13 protein-coding genes are annotated in these 21701 nt (G+C 52.6%); 9 read left to right on the top strand and 4 right to left on the bottom strand.

Translation table 11 applies throughout. The annotated features are described in order from the left end of the window. Window positions 1-6 precede the first annotated feature (6 nt). Window positions 7-2106 carry a hypothetical protein gene (locus KJ970_17965; GenBank protein MBU2692808.1) on the top strand — a complete coding sequence of 700 codons (2100 nt, stop codon included), beginning with the start codon at window positions 7-9 and terminating at the stop codon, window positions 2104-2106. Here KJ970_17965 and KJ970_17970 read toward each other — a convergent pair whose 3' ends face one another. Both KJ970_17970 and KJ970_17975 read right to left on the bottom strand, forming a co-directional pair. Continuing rightward, the gene (locus KJ970_17970; protein MBU2692809.1) at window positions 2107-2703 is read right to left on the bottom strand and encodes a response regulator; all 597 of its coding nucleotides are present in this window, start codon (window positions 2701-2703) and stop codon (window positions 2107-2109) included. After that, window positions 2693-3889, bottom strand: a complete 1197-nt coding sequence (locus tag KJ970_17975; protein MBU2692810.1) for a response regulator — start codon at window positions 3887-3889, stop codon at window positions 2693-2695. The genes KJ970_17970 and KJ970_17975 overlap by 11 nt, the downstream gene beginning before the upstream one ends. A 436-nt stretch (window positions 3890-4325) precedes the next feature. Between KJ970_17975 and KJ970_17980 the strand changes: the two genes are divergently transcribed. The 8 genes from KJ970_17980 (at window position 4326) to KJ970_18015 (ending at window position 18929) form a co-directional block, all read left to right on the top strand. Then, window positions 4326-5546, top strand: a complete 1221-nt coding sequence (locus KJ970_17980; protein ID MBU2692811.1) for an HDOD domain-containing protein — start codon at window positions 4326-4328, stop codon at window positions 5544-5546. Window positions 5547-5595: 49 nt separating this feature from the next. Next, complete coding sequence (locus tag KJ970_17985) at window positions 5596-6804, top strand: PAS domain S-box protein (GenBank protein ID MBU2692812.1); 1209 nt, start codon at window positions 5596-5598, stop codon at window positions 6802-6804. A gap of 15 nt (window positions 6805-6819) precedes the next feature. Continuing rightward, window positions 6820-8058 (top strand): HDOD domain-containing protein, encoded by a 1239-nt coding sequence (locus KJ970_17990; GenBank protein ID MBU2692813.1) that lies wholly within the window; start codon window positions 6820-6822, stop codon window positions 8056-8058. Window positions 8059-8125: 67 nt separating this feature from the next. Then, entirely contained in the window at window positions 8126-9436 is a 1311-nt protein-coding gene (locus KJ970_17995; protein ID MBU2692814.1) for an amidohydrolase, read from the top strand. A gap of 222 nt (window positions 9437-9658) precedes the next feature. Further along, window positions 9659-12688, top strand: coding sequence for a CapA family protein (locus tag KJ970_18000; protein MBU2692815.1), 3030 nt, complete (start codon window positions 9659-9661; stop codon window positions 12686-12688). A gap of 344 nt (window positions 12689-13032) precedes the next feature. Further along, window positions 13033-14538, top strand: coding sequence for a TolC family protein (locus KJ970_18005; GenBank protein MBU2692816.1), 1506 nt, complete (start codon window positions 13033-13035; stop codon window positions 14536-14538). Window positions 14539-14571: 33 nt separating this feature from the next. Further along, window positions 14572-15732, top strand: a complete 1161-nt coding sequence (locus KJ970_18010; protein MBU2692817.1) for an efflux RND transporter periplasmic adaptor subunit — start codon at window positions 14572-14574, stop codon at window positions 15730-15732. A 62-nt stretch (window positions 15733-15794) separates the two neighbouring features. Then, window positions 15795-18929: an efflux RND transporter permease subunit gene (locus tag KJ970_18015; GenBank protein MBU2692818.1), complete on the top strand. Its 3135-nt coding sequence runs from the start codon at window positions 15795-15797 to the stop codon at window positions 18927-18929. 55 nt (window positions 18930-18984) lie between these two features. Here the strand turns inward: KJ970_18015 and KJ970_18020 are convergent, their stop codons facing one another. Then, window positions 18985-21126 (bottom strand): acetate--CoA ligase family protein, encoded by a 2142-nt coding sequence (locus tag KJ970_18020; protein MBU2692819.1) that lies wholly within the window; start codon window positions 21124-21126, stop codon window positions 18985-18987. A 155-nt stretch (window positions 21127-21281) separates the two neighbouring features. Next, entirely contained in the window at window positions 21282-21692 is a 411-nt protein-coding gene (locus tag KJ970_18025; protein ID MBU2692820.1) for a DUF4150 domain-containing protein, read from the bottom strand. Window positions 21693-21701 lie beyond the last annotated feature (9 nt).

The following is a 21701-nucleotide window of genomic DNA, read 5'->3' on the forward strand; positions in this document are numbered from 1 at the left end:
ACCCTAATGCGTGAACTCAATATCGCCCTTTTCGGCACCGAGCTGATCTATATTCTGTCCCTTGGGATATGGCTGGTGTGGACGGCTCTCGGCGCCGCTGTCCCATGGCGTCGGTCCGCTTCGCCGGTGGACCGGATCCGGAATCCGTTTCTATTCATCGGCCTGGCGTTGCCCCTTGTTGTTGTTTTTATTCGCGGCTATCCCCTGATCTTCAAAACCACACCCGGTCTCTTTCTTCCCTTTCAATATCAACTTCTATTGATCGGGATAGCCCTTTCCCCCATCGGATTCCTCCTCGGATGGCTTTTCCAGTGGACGGCCAAGGCCTTTATGTCGGATAAGCGGACGTTGGCCGCCGCCTACGCCATTGAATGCGCCGGGGGTGTCGCAGGGGGATTAGGATCCGGCTTGGCCCTAAAATGGGGAGTGCAGAATTTCACTTTGATGCTCATCTGCAGTTTGACGGCTGTTGTAACCGCGATACTTTTCACCCATTCCCGAGGACGGAAGCTATACTACCCCGGCGTTATCGTCGGTTCTCTCCTGCTCGTTCTGCTGATCCAATCCGAATCGGTTGATCATTGGATGACATCCTGGAACCACCCCGGTTTGGTGAGCTCCAAGGATACTCCCTACACCAGAATATCGGTGGTTTTAAGAAATCAACAGATCATCGTTTTCTCAAATGGTGAATTTGCCTACGAGACCGAAGGCACGGCGGCCGAAGAGTTTGTGCATCATGCCGCCCTGCAGCATCCCGCCCCATCCAACATCTTGATTTTGGGAGGAGGTGTTCAAGGCACTATTCGCGAGGTATTGAAGCACCGGCCGGAACGGGTGACTTCCGTCGAGATGGATGCGGCCTGCAACCAATTGATCGTCCCACTGCTCTCACAAAGCGACCGACAGGCGATGTCGCAACCCAACGTCGATCATATCATCGCGGACCCACGAAGGTTTCTTCATAACTCCGGAGAATATGATCTTATTTATATTGGGATGCCGGAACCGACATCCGGCACAACAAATCGTTTTTATACAGAGGAGTTTTTCGATCTTTGTTCGGAATCTCTAGACCCGGGCGGCATCCTTTCATTGAAGCTGCTCTCTTCGGAAAACCAGTGGACACAGCCGCTGATTCTTCGAACCGCAAGCATCTATAATGCCCTTTCCGCGGTGTTCGGTGATGTTCTCATCCTACCCGGGGCGATGAATGTTATTCTCGCCTCCAACACAACCCTGATTAGAGATCCTGAAGTTCTTGGATCCAGGCTTAAAAAGCGGGGGATAAAGACCAGAGTCATTTCGGAACCTTTCCTAGAGTATTTGTATACCAACGACCGGTTTGTAGAGATTCCAAAACTTCTCAGCGCGAATCCCGGCATTCTCAACAGGGATTCAAAACCGGTCTGTTATCAATACACTCAATTATTGTGGCTTTCACAATTCTTCCCATCATTGAAAAACCTTGACTTCACAAAAATCATATCGGAGAAGGGGCGGGTGGGAGGCCCCACCCTGGCGATTGTCCTTATGATACCCATCTCCCTGCTTCTCATCCGATGCCACAATAGGCTCAAGCGAATCTTTCTGGCCCTGATTTCAAGTTTTGTGGGGATGGTCATCGAAACAATGCTGCTGCTTGTCTATCAGTCGCAGGTGGGCGCCCTTTATCGGGATCTTGGGATTCTTTTAAGCCTTTTTATGGCAGGCCTGGCGGCGGGCGCCTGGATGATTCATCGCCTGGAGCGCTCATGGATTCGTCGGATCAACACCCCGGCGGCGGGATGGTGCCTGGTCACGCTTTTCGGTACTTTTGGCATCGTCGTTGCGCTCCTCATCCGGCAAGACGGAATCTTCAGCCTATTCCATACATCCCTGCTCATCTTCCTTGATGGATATTTTGTTGCGGCGATATTCGCCTACTGCGGCATGTCTGAGGCCGAGGATCCCGGCGCTTTGGTTTCGCCCCTTTATACCTCGGACCTTATCGGAGGGTGTTTGGGATCGCTGGCAGCAAGTCTGTTGCTGATCCCGGTTGCGGGAATGGCCGCCTCGACCTGGGGGGCGGCGCTGCTGGCATTCTGCCTGCTCCTTCTTATCTAATCAAGCGGCTTTACTATCGTCCTGATCGAGAATGTCCTTGGAACGCTGCCACTCATTTCCGATCTGCTGGATGAGCGTCTCGATATCGGTCTCGTCATTGTCCAATACGATGGCTCCCGAAGCATCCTTATTTATTTTTGTCAAACCGGGGTGATGCGACTCGAGCTCTTCGAGGATGTTGGATTGGTGTCTCACGGCGCCTAGCAGTTTGCGACTTTCAACAATGAGCTCCCGTTGCTGCAGGCCGTGCCTGAGGGAAATAATGAGCTCGACATCGTTGAATGGCTTTATAAAAAAGCCATAGATATTCCCTTCGTTGACATTCTGGATGGCCATGTCAAGACTGGCATTCCCTGTGATCATGATCCTTACGGTGTCGGGGTATCTTTTATTGACGTGAGCCAGAAACTCAGTTCCCGACATTCCCGGCATCTGTTGATCTGAAATGACGGCGCCGATATTTTCCCGTTCGAGGATATCCAGCCCTTCTTCGGCTGAGTTGGCGGTATAGACATCATACGGCTCGCGGCGCAACAACCGCTTCAAACCGGCCAGGACTTTCTGTTCATCATCAACCAAAAGTATCTTATGCCGCATTCCGTTTCGCCTCACCTTCTCCGGGTATCAGTTTCAGAGCAATGGCATTGTCTCTGTTGATAAGCACCCTGATCGGTTCCTTGATGCCGATCCCATGGGCAAAGCTCTGCAACCGTTTCAGCAAAACATAGGAGACGGTTTGCCCCTTGGCTACCAACATCAGGCCGTTGTTTGTGTGAACATCCTCATCAATGATCATGAGGGTGCTCAGTTCATCAATCATTACACTATAGGAAATATATCCAGGATCCTCCAGCTGCACCTCATTCAAGTGCTTCACGTGCTCAATATTATAAACATCCGCTGATTTCATCATCGTTTTAATAGCGGCGGCGCCGGAAATCCCTCTTGAGATAAGGGTGTCGTAATCATAGGCCACTTTGAGCATCTCGGCGCCGTTGTTAATTAAAAACATTTCATCAGAAACATCATGGATCAGTGCGCTTTTGGGCTTGTACTGATTAGCGATCATTTGAGCGATTTTTTCGAGCCTCGGTATATTCGCCAATAACTGGTAGCAGACCTGAGGATGGGATTGATAAAGATCTCTTTCTGCATCGCTCAGCTTCTGGCCGGCATTAACCTTTTCCAAAACCTCCGGCGGCAACGTAACGCATCCGATTTGCGAGAGCATCGCGCCCAATTCATACTGCCATAAATTGTCGGGATCGGAATGCACGGCCAAATGATGAACAAACCTTTTAATGCGCGAGGCCCGGCTGAAGGCAATCGGATTTACAATGGCGAGGATATCCGTCAATATTGTAACGCTTCCCTTGAGCGTCCGCTCGAGTAGTGTCTTCTCGGCTGTTACCAATTGGTATTGCTTGAGGGCGGAATTCAGCGCATTAACCAACAAGGGCACCGGACATGGTTTTGTCAAAAATCTGAAGAGCTGCCCCTCGTTAATTGATTTGATAGCAGCCTCTACATCCGCCTTGCCCGTTAACATAATCCGGATCGTATCAGGAGCGATTTCCTTGACTTTGGATAGCAAATGGATCCCATCCATATCAGGCATGCGGAGATCCGACACGATGACGGCATAAGGGCCCGATTCCTCCACCATTTTGAGCGCCGCCGGGCCTCCAACGGCGAGATCCACTTTGAATTCTTTTCTCAAGACACGCCGGAAGCCCTCGAGGATGGCCGCCTCATCATCGACGCATAATATCTTCTCCGTCACATCCATGTTTACCTCGGATCCTGCGCTATAGCGCACCACGCTTGCCGACTGAACTACAGACTTTCAGTGGGAGTGAAGCCGATTGGCCCTTATCTATAAGATCGGCTGCAGTTTAAGCTGCTTTAGCAGCGAACGCGCCGGGGTAAAGGCCGCGGTGGCCCCGAGACGCGCCACCATTGTAACCGGTTATTGTATTGTCGGTTATGACATAACAAGTCCGGGTCTGAGAAGCCCATCGCTGGGTTTCAATGGGGATTGGGCCGCGATGCACCGGGAAAATGGAGCCTATGGTTCAGATCTACACCCTCGGGACCGATAATATAACTAATTGTAAAAAGGGCTGTTGCAGACCTCAAAATCTCATCCCAACAGGTCCTATTCGTTAACATTCATTTGAGAATTAGGGCGCAGGAAAACTCAAAAATCGAGGTAGGACGTGTCGAAGGAAAGTAATATCATATTCGTCGATGATGAACCCAGGGTTCTCGATGGAATCCGCCGCATGTTGCGTCCCAAAAGAAATGATTGGAAGATGGTTTTTGTCACAGGCGGTCCTGAAGCTTTGGACCTCATGGGACAGACTCCCTTTGATGTCATTGTGTCGGATATGAGAATGCCGGGAATGAACGGCGTTGAACTTCTCAATCATGTCCGCCGGCAATTTCCACAGACCATTCGAATTGCCTTTTCCGGCCAGGCATCCAAGGAAATGGCCCTCCGCTGCGCCGGACCGGTTCATCAATTCATCCCCAAGCCGACCGATGCAAAGATGCTCATTGATACAATTGAAGGGGCTTGCTCGCTCCATTCCCATTTATCCATTACCTCTCTGAAGGTCGGCATTTCCCAGCTGGAGTCACTGCCTTCCCTCCCGAGACCATACAGGGCATTGTTCGATCAAACAATCACGCCGTCTACGCCACTGGACCAGATCGCTAATGTTATTGCAAACGACCTGGGCCTGAGTTCCAAAATTCTACAGCTGGCCAATTCAGCCTTCTTCTCCACCGATGCCCGCGTTTCAAAGATTTCGGATGCCGTACATCAAATTGGATTTGAAGCCATCAAAGATTTGGTTCATACCGTTGGAATCCTCAGACCCATTCAGGATGATTCCCCCGTTATTCCTCATCTAGAGGAAATCTGGCATCACAGCCTTACGGTGGCGGACCTGGCGCGGCGAATCGCCGCTTATGAGAATGCCGCCAGTAATGTGCAGGATGATGCTTATCTTGCCGGAATGTTACACAATATCGGCGCGCTTGTCCTGGCAACATTGTTTCCAGATAGTTATACATTCGGTCAAGTTTCAAAAATCCTGGATATATCAAGCGGCGGCATTGCCGAACAAGTGCCGTTAGAGACGCCCTATGCGGAAGTCGGAACATATTTACTGGGACTCTGGGGATTTGCCGATTCAATCCTCGACGCAACCGCTTATCATCACAACCCGTCGGCATCGTCAACTTGTGAATTCGGTCCTCTAGCGGCCGTCCATGTCGCCAGGGCGATACTTCTGGAGGAGTCCGGGAAGCTTCAAATAGGTCTTGATTCGCACATAGATCATGAATTCGTAGAGAAAATCGGAAAAATAGATCGTATTTCATCATGGCGCAACCTCCTCGACCCAAATGACAAGCAACAAAAAGCGAGCTGATATGGATGATTCAAGGATCGGTAAACGGACAAGCGCTCCCCTTCCGGCAATGAGTTCCCGGATCCTGTTCCAGGCTCTGGATGAAGCGCCCGATGCCATCGTAATAATTGATTCAGACGGAATGATTCAGTATTGCAATTCGGTTTTCACTCGTATTTTTGACCATTCTTTGGACTCTATTAAAGAGGCCGGCCTTGAATCGATCTTTGCCGATTATCAAATGGATCATTACATCAAATCTGCAATTAATAATTCAGAAAGATGGACAGGCGAACTTTTGTTCAAATCACCCGGTGGAAATGTTATCCCTTGTGATCTGAGAATTTCCCCTATCAATGGAGCCGAGGACGGCGGGGGCGGAACACTTTTTATGATCAAGGATCTGTCGAAACAAAAAGCATTTGAGCGACAGCTTCTTCAGGCCCAAAAACTCGAATCGATCGGACAACTAGCGGCCGGCATCGCGCATGAAATCAATACTCCCACCCAGTTTGTCGGCGACAATACTCGTTTTTTGAAAGAGGCCTGCGAAGATATATTCAAGGTGCTTGATTGCAGCGACAGACTTCTTGCGGCAGCCAAGAAGGGAACATTGGATTCCGTTCTTATAAACGATCTGGAGGATGCGATCGAAAAGGCTGATATCGATTACCTACGGGAAGAGATACCGATCGCAACGGAACAGGCGCTGGAAGGAATACACCGCATAGCCACTATTGTCAGGGCCATGAAAGAATTCTCGCACCCTGGTTCCGACACGATGCAATTGACGGATATCAACAAATCCATCCAAAGCACTATCACCGTGGCGACCAATCATTGGAAGTATGTCGCCGATCTTAAAACCGATTTTGATCCTCAATTAACCGCCGTTCCCTGCTTCCCCGGGGAAATCAATCAAACAGTATTGAATTTGATCGTCAACGCCGCCGACGCCCTCGAATCGATCAGGAAAAAAGACAGCGATGGCAAGGGTTTAATACAGATCTCGACGAAGTTCGACCCTCCATGGGCGGAAATACGGGTCAAGGACACGGGGGGCGGCATTCCTAAGAAAATTCAAGACAATATATTCGATCCATTCTTTACAACAAAGGAAGTCGGAAAGGGCAGCGGCCAAGGTTTAGCCATCGCCTATGCGACAATTATTAATAAACATAAGGGATCAATAAGCTTTGAAACCGAGCCGGGAGTTGGAACGACCTTTATTATCAAATTGCCCCTCCAGCAGGAAGCAGATGATGAACTGGCGGCATAGAATGGGAGCATTGCGATGAAGTGGCGCATTCTTTTTGTTGATGACGAGCCGAATGTCCTTCAGGGTCTCCAACGCATGTTGAGAGGCAAACGCGATGAATGGGATATGGATTTTGCCGAAGGGCCTCAAGCAGCGCTAAAGATCTTGGAAACAAAAATCATCGACGTCGTAATCTCCGACATAAGAATGGCCGGAATGAACGGTGTCGAGTTCCTCACTAAGGTCATGGAACAATATCCCTATGTTGCAAGACTCGCCCTTTCGGGACAGGCGGATGAGCAGCTGACGCTGCAGGCGGTCTCCCCTGTTCAGCAGTACTTGTCCAAACCCTGCGAAGCCGAAGCCCTCATCAAGACAATTGAGAGGATCTGCGCTCTTCGGGATCAGGTTGGCGGTAAGGATCTCATGACATTGGTCATGCAGCTGAAAACGATCCCGAGCATTCCGTCGCTTTATTGGGAGATTGTCAATGAGCTGAACAAAGAGGAAGCCTCCCTTAAAAAAATCGGTGAAACGATTTCCCGCGACGTCGGCATGACGGCCAGAATCCTGCAACTTGTCAATTCCGCTTTCTTCGGCCTAAGACGCGAGGTTGGTGATCCCACGCATGCCGTGAACCTCCTCGGTCTCGATACCGTCAAGAATCTGGTCCTTTCGATTCAGGTCTTTTCTGCATACGATGATCTCGAATTGGAATCCTTTTCATTAGATGCGCTGTGGCATCATAGTATGCAGACAGGAATGTTCGCCAAAGATATAGCGAAAGTCCAGGGCGCTGACCGGCATCTGGTTGAGAACAGTATGGGCGCCGGCATGCTTCATGATGTCGGCAAGTTAATCCTTGCGGCGAATCTTCCAGCCGAATTCGGTACAGCGGTGAAGCTGGCGGAAGAGAAAAAGATATCGATTCCCGAGGCGGAACTGGCGACCTTCGGCGCAACACACGCTTCTATTGGGGCCTATGTCTTGGGTCTTTGGGGATTGCCGGAGGCCGTGGTTCAGGCCGTGGCCTGGCATCATTCCCCTTCTGAATGTCCGAACGCTCCTTCACAATTTTCCGCACTCACGGCGGTCCATGCCGCGAATATCATCGATCACGGCACAGGAGGCCCAGAGGCGCGATATCCATTGTCGGAAATCGATACCGCCTACATTGAAAAACTTCACCTGTCACACCGGCTCGATGCCTGGCGTGACCTTTGCGAGGGATTGGAAGCTGAAGCTTCAAAGGAGGAGGAACGGAAAGCCGGCTAAATACTCTTAGCAAAACCTCCGGCATGTCGTAGAATGCTTGAAAAGGTCAAGGTCAAAGGAGGCCGGAGTGTTTTTGAAATCAGCTCTTACCCCTATTCTCTTCATCATGGCCCTGCTTTCAATCGACCCGTCTCACGCAAAAGACAATTTCACACCCGATTTTGATACCCTTGCAAAAAAATATGAATCTTCCGCGATCGAGCAGCGGCGGCATATACACCAAAATCCGGAATTGTCTTCTCGGGAATTCAAGACTCAAGCCAATTTGAGGGAAGCGCTCAAAGAGATCCCCGGTATCAAGATTATTGAGGGCGAATGGGGCACCGGAGTTGTCGCCATACTCGAGGGTGGCAAACCGGGACCGATCGTCGCCTGGCGGACCGATATGGATGCCCTCCCGATAACCGAAGAGACAGGCCTCCCCTATGCAAGCACCGTGGTCGACACGCTGCGGGGCGGCCGGCAGACCGGCGTTATGCATGCCTGCGGTCATGATTTTCACATGGCTATCGCCGTTGGCTTGATGAGAATCCTGTCGGATGTGAGAGACGAGTTGCCTGGTGCGGTTCTCTTCATCGGCGAACCGGCGGAAGAGATCGGCGCAGGAGCGCTTCAGCTTCTTGAAGCCGGGCTCTTTGATGAGGGCCGCCTTCCACAATGCGCCTTGGCCATCCACATCCACCCGACAATCCCCTTCGGCATGGTGGGCTCGTGTCCGGGGCCGTCCTCAGCCAACGTCGACGGGTTCAGACTCCGTGTGCTTGGTAAGGGCGGGCATGGCGCCTATCCTCACAAGACGATCGATCCGGTGACTCTTGCCGCTCGAATGGTTCTGGCATTTCAGGCCATCGTATCACGTGAAATCGATGTCAATCGGAATTGCGTGATCTCCGTCGGAAGCATCAACGGCGGCGCAACGAGTAATGTCATACCTGGTGAAGTCCTGATTGATGCGACAGTGCGCAGCCATGACCAGGAAACCAGGGAATTATTAAAACAAAAAATCGAAAGAACGGTCTCGGGGTTGGCGATGGCCGCCGGCGCCCCGGAACCGGAAATGGAATATTATTACGGTACGGCATCCGGATATAACAATCCGACACTTGTCGAACAATGTCGCGAGGTCTTTCGCAGGGTCCTTGGCGATGAAAACGAGATCATCTACGAGCCGCCCATGGGAGGAGAGGACTTTTCCTACTATGGAAAACAGGTGCCGGGATTTCAATTCCGTCTTGGTGTCGGGCGCTCAGACCGGGAAATGGCGCTTCATCGCGCCAATCTCGACCCCGATGAACGGGCGATCGGGTTGGGACTCCGTTTGGCCGCGGAGGTTGTCTGGGATCAGCTCCAGCGCGGAGAAGATACCTTCGGCAACTAGGCTCGCGTCGAGATGACCCCTGCGCGACGGGGCAACATCTTCGAAGCCAATGAGTTATTCGCCCCGGGATTTTATGGGATCTCCCTCTCTTCCCGCCACGCCCAGGGCAACGGCCGCCAGGCATTCCGCTATCTCCCTGCAGTGATTTATGTTATCCTTCTAGATGAGATATAGGCTCCTCCTGGAGCTGCGTTCGCCAACATTTTCTCTGGAGTGGTCACCATGAAACGAAACAGGTTCAGCCTGCTCGCCGTTGTCCTCCTTTTTCTCCCCCAACTCTCCCTCTCCGCGCTCCAGGGACGGGGCGTCACACTGGAGGATTTTGAATCTGGATCCATCGTACTCAACAGCTACCCGGATCAGGACAACGATCCCACCGCCTGGGAATTGACGCCATCGAACACCTATGACGGCTCGGCCTATGCCCTGCGGCTATACGGCAACACCTGGAAGACGCAGGATATTCAGCCCTATGCCGTCAACGACAGCACCGTCTGGCAGGTCGCCGCCTTTATAGACCGCCTGGGAGAAATGCAGGCCTTTGGAGTCGCCGACAGCGTTAATGAGCTTTTTTATACATTCGGCGGCAATCAGCTTCCCCAAGAAACGAAGTGGTGGACCGTCTATCAGGGAGCCTTTCCAACAGACGAGTGGTATGCTTATCTGCTGCCCATCGGACAGGCTTGGTTTGTGACGTACGGGTATTATCCGGTCATCACAAAACTGCTCTATATCAATGATGACGACAGCGGCGGGAGCGGCGTTATTCTCTTTGATGAAATTATCGATGTGACAGAAGATCTTCCGGTTCCGCCCATCGCGACGATTGATTATACAATCGAGCATACCGAAAAGCTGGGTAATAACCTTTACCGCGTGGCGCTTCAATTCTTCGGACAGGTGAGCGATCCCGATTCCGAATCCCATGATTTCCTGTGGGATTTTGGAGACAGCACAACCAGCATCGATCAAAACCCGACACATGAATTTCTTGTCGAGGCTTATTACCCTTACACGGTCGGACTCACCGTGAAGGACCCCGACGATCTGGCTGGTTTCGATACATGCCAGGTTAATGTAGAAGTTGGGCCGGCCGAGATGCCCCTCACCGTTAACTTTGTAGGGGATATCATGACGGCGCGCGGCTATGAATCAAACGGCGGGATCATCGACACCTACGGCATCGAGGCGCTTTTCGAGCCGACACTTTCAATTTTCGGCGGGGCTGCGGATGTCAATGTCGCCAACCTCGAAGTTCCCTATACGGACCGCGGAGAGCCTCATCCCACAAAAAGCGTCGTTTTCCGGGCGCGCCCTGAAAATATCGTCGGATTAAAATATGCCGGAATCGATCTGGTCACACTTGGGAACAATCATATTATCGACTACGGCGAGGAGGGAATGCTCCAGACGATGGAGCTTTTAGACACCCTTCGCATTCGCCACTCCGGCGCGGGGATCAATGAGTACTTCGCCTTGCAACCGACCTTTTGGACCGAAAAGGGTGTCCGAATTGCCTTTCTCGGCCAGTGCAACCGCACGGGCCGCCTCTGGAATTACCAGCCCTTCCTCGACGCCGGCTATAACAAATGCGGCTTTGGCAACTTCATCACGCAGAATATCGAAAGCAGCATCAATAATGTTCGCGATGTCGCCGATATCGTGATTCTTCAGGGCCACAGCGGCACTGAATACCAAACGGAACCACCGGATAAATTCCTTGGTGAACCGCCGCCCGTCGAGGCCAATGAGATCGGGCCGGATGATCCCGATTTCCGCTTCAATATCGAACCGTCGGCGGGGGACCGCGCGCTACGGCGCCAAGTCATTGATTTCGGCGCCGACATCATGATCAATCACCATCCCCATGTTCTTCAGGGGTTTGAATCGTACAACGGCAAACTCATCGCCCACAGTCTCGGCAATTTTGTATTTGAGCTCTACTATCCCGAAACAATGCCCACCATAGTGTTGACGCTTGAAATAACAAAGAATGGCATCATGGGTTATACATTTACACCCGCATGGATTGATGACTATATTCCAAAACCCGCCATTGGACAGTTCGGCCGCGAAATCATGGACCGGATGGCCGAATATTCCCGAAAGATGGGCGCGATCGTCGCAACCGATCCGGAGATCAGCAGGGCCCGGATCTATCTCAGCCGTGACGATGCCGACTCGACCCAGACGGATCATGAGGCGACGGTTCCATTTGTCGATCTTGGTGGATATCGCATCACACCGCCCATTGAAGTCTCTTCAGACGGCAATCTTTCGGAAATCATCAATGCCGTCGGCAGCGGCCTGACGAGCTATGAGGTCTGCTGGGGGAGCGAGATTCTTTGGCACGGAAATTTCGAAGATGAAGGGGCGACCTTCTGGGATGACAATACCTCTGATGAGTGGCTTGACGCATCAGAAGCCCATAGCGGGCAACGTTCGTTGGCGTTGAGGCGTCATGATTATGACAGCGCTCCGGTCGGTACCGATCTCGAAAAGAATCTTCCCTGTTATCCAGAACACCGGCATACCTGCGCCGGATATTTGAAGGCCGAGAACGCGAAAGATGCCATCATCATGAACCGCTTCTACTCCTCACGGACCAGCACCACGCCGATCATCAGTACTGATATCGGTGATCGTTTTTCAGGGTCCCAGGATTGGACCTTCCGCTGGCAGGATCTGGAGACGCCGGAGAATGCGATCTACTTCGATATTCGCTGTGAAAACGACGCGCCATCCTCAGGCACGGGTATGGCCTGGTTCGATGATTTGAAACTTATTCAATGGGAGCCCTGGTTCACCGGCCAGACACCGGTTTCGGTTCCGTCGCCGAATAACCATCGATTCATTCAAATCCGGACAACCGATACCGCGGTCGCTGAAGCGACGATCAATTACAAGACGACCAGTTATAATCCCAACCCCGCCGATGCTCCCGATCCCATGGTCCGGATCAGTGAGGCATCCTGGATCCGGAATTTCCCAAATCCCGCCCGGGGGAACACGACGATCGAGCTCCGGCTGCCCCAGGCCACGGGTCCGCTCGTGGTCGATCTGGCGATTTTTGATATCCAGGGGCGGCGGGTCGCGAATCTTTTCAAGGGGCGGGTGACCGGCGGCACTCCATACACATACCAATGGGACGGATCAGATGACCGCGGAAGAGGTCTTGCAAGCGGGGTCTATTTCTCCAGGGCCGTGGTGAATGGGGATGCCCGGAGCCAAAAGATACTGATATTGCGATGATCATCTGACCCGTGCGGCCTGTGTCATCTGTCCTATGCGGCTTTAGGCCGACGCCCCCGAAGATCGCCTGTAAACAGACCCTGGTTGACGAAGATCTCAACTTATAGGATGCTTGTCGTCAGGCAGGGTGAAACTCCACCCCCCCTTACTCGTAATAGTTAGAGAGTTATGCCAATATCCCGCATGGTGGTCATTACCCAGAGTCAAAACCCCATCACCTGAGCGGATTCGCGTGAGGATCAGATTGTACAAATTGATCACCCATTCCTTTGTAGGAATTTGGTCATCTCACGCAAGGCCAGAATAGCTTCATGAGAAGATGTCGTATGGAGGGAGAAGTGACCGTGTCAAAATTGATTCTCTTCTTCATTATTTATTTGGGGATAAATTCCCCGGCGGTGCCTGCCGGCGACCCGCAATCCCTCGATCTTTCTCAAGAGACATCCAATAGCGGCGTCATTGAGCCCATTCACGGATCACAAAATGCTCTGACTCTTCGGGAGTGTATACAAGAGGCCTTAACGTCGAATGCCCAATTGGAGTCAGAGCGACTGCGGCGGGGAGAGCTCAGGGGCCAGATGGTGCAGGCCCGATCCACAGGGTTGCCCACTCTGGACATCAGCGGCAACTGGTCGCGGGGCCGGGATCCGAGTTATTCCTTTAATTCGGCATTCGGCGGAGGCGGGGATGATTCAGGCGACAGCGGGGGGTCTATTGGAGGAGAATGCGCCTGCGTCGATACCTTCCTTTCAGGATTATCCCTCATACCCGCCGCCAGCGATATCCAGGCGCAAACATTTTGGCGAGCCAGCCTCAACGGTCATTGGGAGCTGCGTCCCGGTTTAATCTCTAACGCCATCGGCGCCGCCGGACTGGGCATCAAGCGGCAAGAGCATCTCATCACTGATATTGAAAACAGAACCGTTGAAAGTGTCATGATCGGCTATTATGGCGTGATCAAAGCCGGTGAACAGGTGGACGCGCTGGATGCGGAACTGGCGGTCCGCCGGGAGTTTCTCGACATCACACGGCGGCGTTTTACATTAGAACTGGCCACGAGCTTGGATACACTCCGGGCCGCCGTCTCCTATGCAAACCTCTTGCCGTCAAAACGTTCCGCCGAGCAGGGGCTTCGCGATGCCGGCGCCCGTCTCAATGTTCTCATGGGCCGCCACCCCCTTTCCCCTCTTGCGATAACGGCCGACGTTCCTCTCGAGCTGGAACCGCTCGATGATTCCATGGCGGAAGCGGGCATTCACCAGCGGTCTGACATCCATCAAATGGAATATTTAAAAAAGATGATCCAGAAAAACCGCGGGGCACAGAAGGCTGAGCACCGGCCCTATCTGTCCGCCGACGCATCGTATGGATATGTCACATCTCAATTCGGCGAGCTGACCGACAAGGGGCACGATTTCTGGTCAGCCAGCATTACACTTATCGTTCCATTTTTCGACGGGATGCTGACCCGCGGTAAAGTACAAGAGACGGAGGCTTCAATCCGCCGAACCCAGCGCGAAATCGACAACGCCAAGAGCCAGGCCTATCTCGAGATTCTCACCATCCTCGGAAATCTCGAATCCGCCCGGGCGAATCACGGCGCTGCCAAGCTGAACGTTGCCGCCGCCGAGGAAGCCCTCAGGCAAATGACCCTCCGGTTCGAAGTGGGGAAAGCAGACTATATCTCTGTTTTGGAAAGCCAGTCCGCTAGATTTGAAGCGCGAAGCCAGTACATTTCAGCCAATAATGAAGTTCTAACATTAACGGCATCCCTCAAACGCGCGATGGGGTATCCGCCGGAAACACCGCTCGCTGAAATCAAACAAATACTGGCGGTTGAAAAGCCTTAGTTCTCGGGCGCAAGAGACATCAAGGAGAATGTGATGCGGGAAGAAAGACAGAATTTGTTGGTTCCTTTATCAGAGGTGATTTCATTACTTGCCGGGGTTTTGATCCTGGGAACAGCAGCTCTCGGCTTCTGCGGCTGCAGTAAGGGTCCTGAGGCCGGCACTGATTCGAAGAATCAGGCGGAGATCCCAAGAAATGTCCGGGTGCTGGATTTGACCCCGTCATCCATGAATGAATATCTCACTCTCTCCGGTCCGACACGCCCGTTTCGCGGCACTGATCTCAGCGCTGAGGAGAGCGGGTCGGTCGAGGCCGTTCCATTCGATAAAGGATCGCGCGTCGACACCAGCGATGTTCTCATTCTGCTGGATCGCCGGCTGCTGGCCGCCGAGATGAAATCGGCGGATGCCGGATTAACGTTGCGTTCGTATAACGAAGAACGCACACGGCAGTTGTACGAGGCTAATTCAGTCTCCAAGGCCGAGATGCTTCTGGCATCTACGCAGCTCTGGGAAGCAGAAGCAGCCGCGGCCGCTGCAAAAATCCGCTATGAGCGGGCGGCTATTAAATCCCCATTCCGCGGCGTCGTGACGGACCGGTATGTGGAATTGGGCCAGCTTGTCGTGCCCGGCATGCCGGTGGCCCGGGTTATCGATCCTTATATCTTGAAACTTGAGGGAGCGGTCTCTGAGCAGGAGATCCCATGGCTCAAGGAGGGCCGGCCGGCAGTTGTCACCTTCGACGGACTGGGCGAAACAGCCGAAGGATATCTCTATTGGGTCGGGTTTGAGGCGGATCCGATGACGGGCAAATTCCAGGTCGAAATCCGGATCGACAATCCTGATTTAAAGATCCGGCCCGGTGTCATCGGCCGGGCGAAAATTCTGAAAACTCAACATAGGGATGTCCTATCCATTCCGCGTGATGCCGTCGTGCAGCGGCCCAGCGGCTCCTATGCCTTTGTCGTAGAGAATGGCACCGCTATCCAGCGAGAGCTGAAACTTGGTCCTGACCAAGGCCTAATGGTTATTGTCGACGACGGATTGAAACCCGGAGAAAAACTCATCGTCCGCGGCCAGCGCGACATTCATGACGGCTCCGCCGTCTTGATAAAAGAAGAAACGGAATCGATTGATGGAAGCATCGCCACCGATCCATTGATTGAGAAATTGGATCCGGGTGTCGCAATCCAGTAGCGGCGGCTTCATCTCGAGAAAGGCGACTGATGAGAATCACCAACATCGCGATCGATCGCTCAATGACTATTTTCACAATGATGTTCATGGTCATCGTGATCGGGATTATCTCTTATATGAAGCTCCCCCGCGAGGCTTCCCCTGATGTTAAGATACCTTACATCATCATCACGGCACCCTACTTCGGAACAAGCCCCGAAGACATGGAGAATCTTGTTACAAGAAAACTGGAAACGCAGTTGAAAGGGCTTGCGGACCTGAAAGAGATGAGAAGCACCTCCTCGGAGGGGTATACAAGCATCGTTCTCGAATTCACGACTGATGTCGAAATGAGTGATGCGCTGCAGAAGGTGCGTGACGCCGTTGAACTGGCCAAACCGGAACTCCCGCAGGATGTTCGTGACGATCTATCGATCAGGGAAATCAGCGCCTCCGATTGGCCGATCCTGCAAGTCACTCTCTCCGGCGATATCGATCCCATTAGACTCAAGCAAATCAGCGAAGATCTTCAAGATGAAATCGAGACGGTGGAAGGAGTCTTGAATGTCACGCTTGCGGGCGGCGTGGAACGGGAAGTTCGCGTTGACGTCGATCCTCAGAAAATGCGCTACTACGGACTTAGTCTGCAGGATGTCATGGATGCCGTCAGCTTGGAGAACGTCACTTTCCCCGGCGGCGAAGTTTCGCTGGGAACCTATGACTACCAGGTCCGGGTCCCGGGGGAATTTGCATCGATAGAACAGATCCAGAATGTCCTGGTCAACCCGGCTTCATCAACACCTGTCTATCTCCGGGACATCGCAGACGTCGAATTGGGCATCAAGGACCGCGAAACGATATCCCGCCTTAATGGTGTGGATGCCATCACATTATCCGTCACAAAGCGAACCGGGGAAAATATCCTTCGCATCGCCAAGGAAATCCACAAGATTGTCGATGAGTTTGAGCTATCGCTGCCCAAGCACTCAACCATCACAATAACCGGCGATGTATCGGTCTATATTCGGGATATGGTCAGCGAACTCGAGAATAATATCCTCAGCGGCTTGGTGCTTGTCGTTCTTGTACTTTTCATGTTCTTAGGATGGACCAACTCATTCTTTATCGGTTCAGCGATTCCCTTTTCAATGTTTCTCTCTTTTATTGTTCTGAGAATTCTTAATTACACATTAAATATCGTTGTGCTTTTTTCCCTCATCCTCGCATTGGGGATGCTGGTGGATAATGCCATCGTTATCGTAGAGAATATTTTCCGCTTCCGTGTTCAAGGAAAAGGAAAAATCGAGGCGGCCAAAGAAGCGACACAACAGGTCGCCGGGCCCGTACTGGCATCAACCCTCACGACAGTCTGCGCCTTTGCTCCCCTTGTCTTTTGGCCTGGCATCATGGGCGGATTTATGAAATATCTGCCGGTCACCGTCATCATCACATTGGTCTCTTCGCTCCTTGTGGCCCTGGTCATTAATCCCGTGCTTTGCTCGAATTTCATGCGTGTGCCGCAGAACGCAGGGACTCAACGGCGGATAGGGGACCGTTTCATCGCCTGGGGCATGAAATCTTATGTGCCGACCATCTCCTGGGCGTTAAGGCATCGCGCCATGACCCTCCTCGGCGCCTTTGCGATGCTCATTGTGGTCATGGCATTGTTCATGAAGTTCAATTCCGGCATTGAACTATTTCCCGATACCGATCCGACCTTTGCCTTTGTCTCCGTCGAAGCCCCCAGTGGAACCCGAATCGAAGTCAGCGATGCCTACGCCAAACAGATTGAAACTGATGTCGCGAAGGTTCCCGAATTAAAAACGTACGTTGCTAATGTGGGCACCGGCAGAGGTGGATCCGGTGGAAGCACGCCCCACCTGACCACGGTAAATCTGGAATTCTTGAAATCCGAGTATCGCAAACTTTCGTCCAGAACATCCCTGGAGGAATTGCGTCAAACCCTCGCCTCCTTCACCGGCGCCAAGCTCACTATTGATAAGGAAGAAGAAGGCCCACCGACCGGCAAGCCGGTCACGATCGAGATCTCGGGCGATGTCTTCTCAACGCTTGGTGGATTGGTCGATCAAGTTAAGGACAAGATCAGGGATGTCCCCGGCCTCGTTGACCTGCAGGACGACTATGATCGCGGCCGGCCTGAGATACAGATCCGGCCCAATCTCGAGAAGGCCGCCCGCCTCGGAATACGGACGATTGATTTGGCGAGTATGATTCGGACAGCGGTTCACGGGCAGGATGTGTCAAAATATCGTGTGGGTGAAGATGAGTATGACATTGTCATCCGCCTTTCTGAAAACGCCAGGAAAAGCATCGAAGATCTTGAAGACTTCACCGTATTCTATGAAGGAAATCATATCCCCATCACAGCATTTGCGGATATCAGCTATGGTGCCGGGTTCGGCGCGATCCAACGGATCGAAGGGAAAAGAACGGTCACCGTCTCGGCGGATGCCGCCGCGGGATTCAATTCAACGGCGGTTTTGGGTGTGGTCCGGAGCCGGCTGGCCGATTTTCAATTGCCCCCCGGGTACAGCATTTCGTATACCGGCGAAACCGAAGATCAGGATGAGGCGATCGCTTTTCTCAGCGACGCCTTTGGTATCGCCATCATGTTGATTATGCTGGTGCTCATTTCACAATTCACATCGATCCTTGTGCCTATTGTGATTATAACCAGCGTGATCCTGTCCCTGATCGGTGTCTTGTCGGGACTCATGGTCATGCGCACACCCTTTGGGATTATCATGACCGGTGTCGGTGTCATTTCGCTTGCCGGTGTGGTGGTGAACAACGCGATTGTGTTGCTCGATTATGTTATAAAATTACGCACTGAAGGCATGGAGAAGATAGAGGCGATCATCACGGCGGGCCGCACACGCTTTCGCCCCGTCATTTTAACCGCCGTTACAACCATTCTCGGGCTGATCCCGCTGACAACCGGGTTTTCCATCAACTTCGGCCGTCTCTTCCACGGCCATTTCAGGCATGCCTTCATTGTCGGTGGCGAATCGAGCCAATGGTGGGGGCCGATGGGAACCGCTGTCATTTGGGGGCTGGCGGTGGCGACATTTCTCACCCTCATTGTCGTTCCCGTTATGTATGCTTCGATCGACTCGGTCAAATCCGGGTTCAAGCGGCCCTTCCAGTTCATCTTTATCGGCCTGCCAAGACGTCTCTTCATGGGACGCAAGGCCTAAGAGACGCCACTCCGCACTACCGAGCGGCGATGTGACGCTCTCACATCGCCGTTTCCTACGAACGCCTTCGGCGCTTTTGCTTTTTTACGGACGTTCCGAGGGGGCCGTACCGGTTCCAGATATCCAGTGCGATCGCCAGGGGCTTAATCATCGGCACGGTATATGTCGGGAAATTGTGATCGCTGAGATAGGTCCGTGTATTCCATACATGCTGGGAGAACCCGCGGGGAGATAGAATCAGCGGCTTTTTAAACTCGCTCTGAATCTCCACCAACCGTTCTGCGATATACTCGGAGAGATAAGGGACTTGGAAATAGGCGGCGACAACCAGGATGTCGGTGTTTGGATCATCGTTGAGTGTCAACAAGGCCTCAAGCAGCATATCATCATCACTGTCACCAAAGAGATCGACGGGGTTTTCAGTGATCTGCTTGCGGATCGCCTGCTTCTCCTTCGGGCTGGCCGCTCTGACCTTCCGATCGAGGAGCTTTGCGAGTTTTGTTTTAGTTTCCGGCGCAAACTCAGCAAGCTGCAATCCCTCTTCCGTAATCTGATCAGCGAGAAGAATCGCGGCGCCTCCACCAACGCTGACAACCGCGACCCGGTTCCCCTTGGCCGGCGGCTGTGTGCTGAGAATCGAGAGGACATTGATCAAAAGCTTGGGATCCTCTGTCAACTCCTCGATCAACACAATCCCCGCCTGTTCACAGGCCGCCTTGAAGGCGTCGAAGCTCCCAGCCAGCGAAGCGGTATGCGACATTGTCTTCGCAGCGCCTCCGGCGATCCCTCCCTTGATAACTACAACCGGTTTCTTTTTGGTGACTGCTTTGCTGACTTCCATAAATTGCAATCCGTTGCGCAATCCCTCGAGATAGATCGCGATAACATTGATATCAGGATCGTTACCCATGTGCGCCAGCAGCTCACCAACAGAAACCCCCGAGGAATTACCGATGGAAACCCACTTTCCCACGGAAAGATTGTCACCGTCGAGCATCTCCATCAGCTCAAGACCGATTCCGCCGCTTTGTGAGATGACGCCGAGCCCGCTTGGTTTGGTCTGCATCGCCGTGCGGCGCTCGGGGATAAAGAGCGTGTTCAGGCCGGAATGGTTGTCGATCACACCGAGGCAATTCGGCCCTATATATACGACCTGGTGTTTTTGTGCAATGCGCACAAGTTTCTGTTCCAGATCTTTATGGCCGCTCTCCGCGAACCCATCACTGATGATGATGGCGCCGCGGCCGCCGCACTCACAAAACTCTTTGAATGTGGCGACGGTCGTTTCAGGAGCCAGCGCAAAAACACCAAGATCGGGGGTTTTGGGCAGCTTTGCTATTGAGGGATAGCATTTCAGCCCCAGCAGTGACTCACGGTGCGGATTGATAGGATAGAGATTGGGGATTCGGCGCGAGTTTTTTAGAATAATCCCGCCAATCGAACCCGGCCGGGAAGCCCCCACAACGGCTACGGAATGTGGCGCAAAAATCGATTCCAGACTCTTCATTCTTTCATACGAGAGATCGGTTGCCCTCGGATGCGTTACCGGATCGCCGACAATCACGCGCGCGTCGACAAGCGCAATGCCCTTTTCGTATACGATGACGGGGTTCAGATCGAGTTCGTTAATATCGGGGCGCTTATCCATCATGCGGGAAACCTTGATCACAAGGTCAACCACCGCCTTGCGATCCAATGCCGGCCCCCGGAAACCATCGAGAACCTTGCCGGCCTTCGTCTTTGAAAGCATCCGCTCAACATCTTCACGCGAGAGAACACCGACCCCGGGCGCCGTATCCCTCCAGAGCTCTACAAAACGGCCGCCGTGGCCGACCATGGCCACCGGGCCGAAGACAGGATCCTGTTTTGCGCCGACCAGCATTTCAAAACCGCGGGGCGCCATCGTCTGAATCAGAACATTCACATCGCCTTTGACACCGGCCTTTCGCGCATTCTTCACGACCAAGTCAAAAGACTCGCCGACACCCTCCGCATTGGCAACATCCAAAAACACCACGCCGACATCTGTTTTGTGTATGATTTCGGGAGTACAGACCTTCACAACAACTGGATATCCCATATCAAAGGCGGCGGCGACGGCGCCCTTGCGGGTCGTGACGATCTTCCCCAAAATCGGGATCTCGTAAAATTTCAGCGTTTCAACGGTATCTGCAAAATTCAACTGCCGGCTGTCCATTATTCCACCTTCCCGTATGAAGTGATGAATCGAGAAACTACCGGCCTCTGGCGAGACGGCAGATTTTTGATTATAATAAAGTCCCTCTTAAGATTTGGGTATTGTTTCATTTTTCGATGAAAAGCGCAAACGTCGCGGGCGTGAGCCCCGTTGCTCTACGGCATAATAAGAACCTTTGTTTGACTGGGGGCGATCTGTGCGCCGGCCGGCATATTAGCGTTCGTTCCATTGTGCGCCGTCATCGACCCGAGAAAAATCGCCTTCTGGCCCTCGAATTTCACTTTCGAGCTGCCCATTTTGAAAGTGACCTTGTTCATATTGACATTGGAAACCATCCCTCCAATGGTTCCCGCTTCATCCCCCTGCGACTGGGGTATCTCTGACTTTAAGATCACACCTTCTTTACCGACCAGCTTGACCTTTGCCGAAGTATCTTTCGCCTGGGGAACCATCCCAAAATTCGGATAGGGAATCGGAACAAAGGGCGCGGGCGGCGCTGGAGTTTTACAAACATCTGGAAAGGCGAAACATTGTCCGCCGCCTTTTGTCGATGCAGGTATACACATGGTGCAACT

This window comes from Candidatus Eisenbacteria bacterium (genome assembly GCA_018831195.1).
Taxonomy (GTDB): domain Bacteria; phylum Eisenbacteria; class RBG-16-71-46; order CAIMUX01; family JAHJDP01; genus JAHJDP01.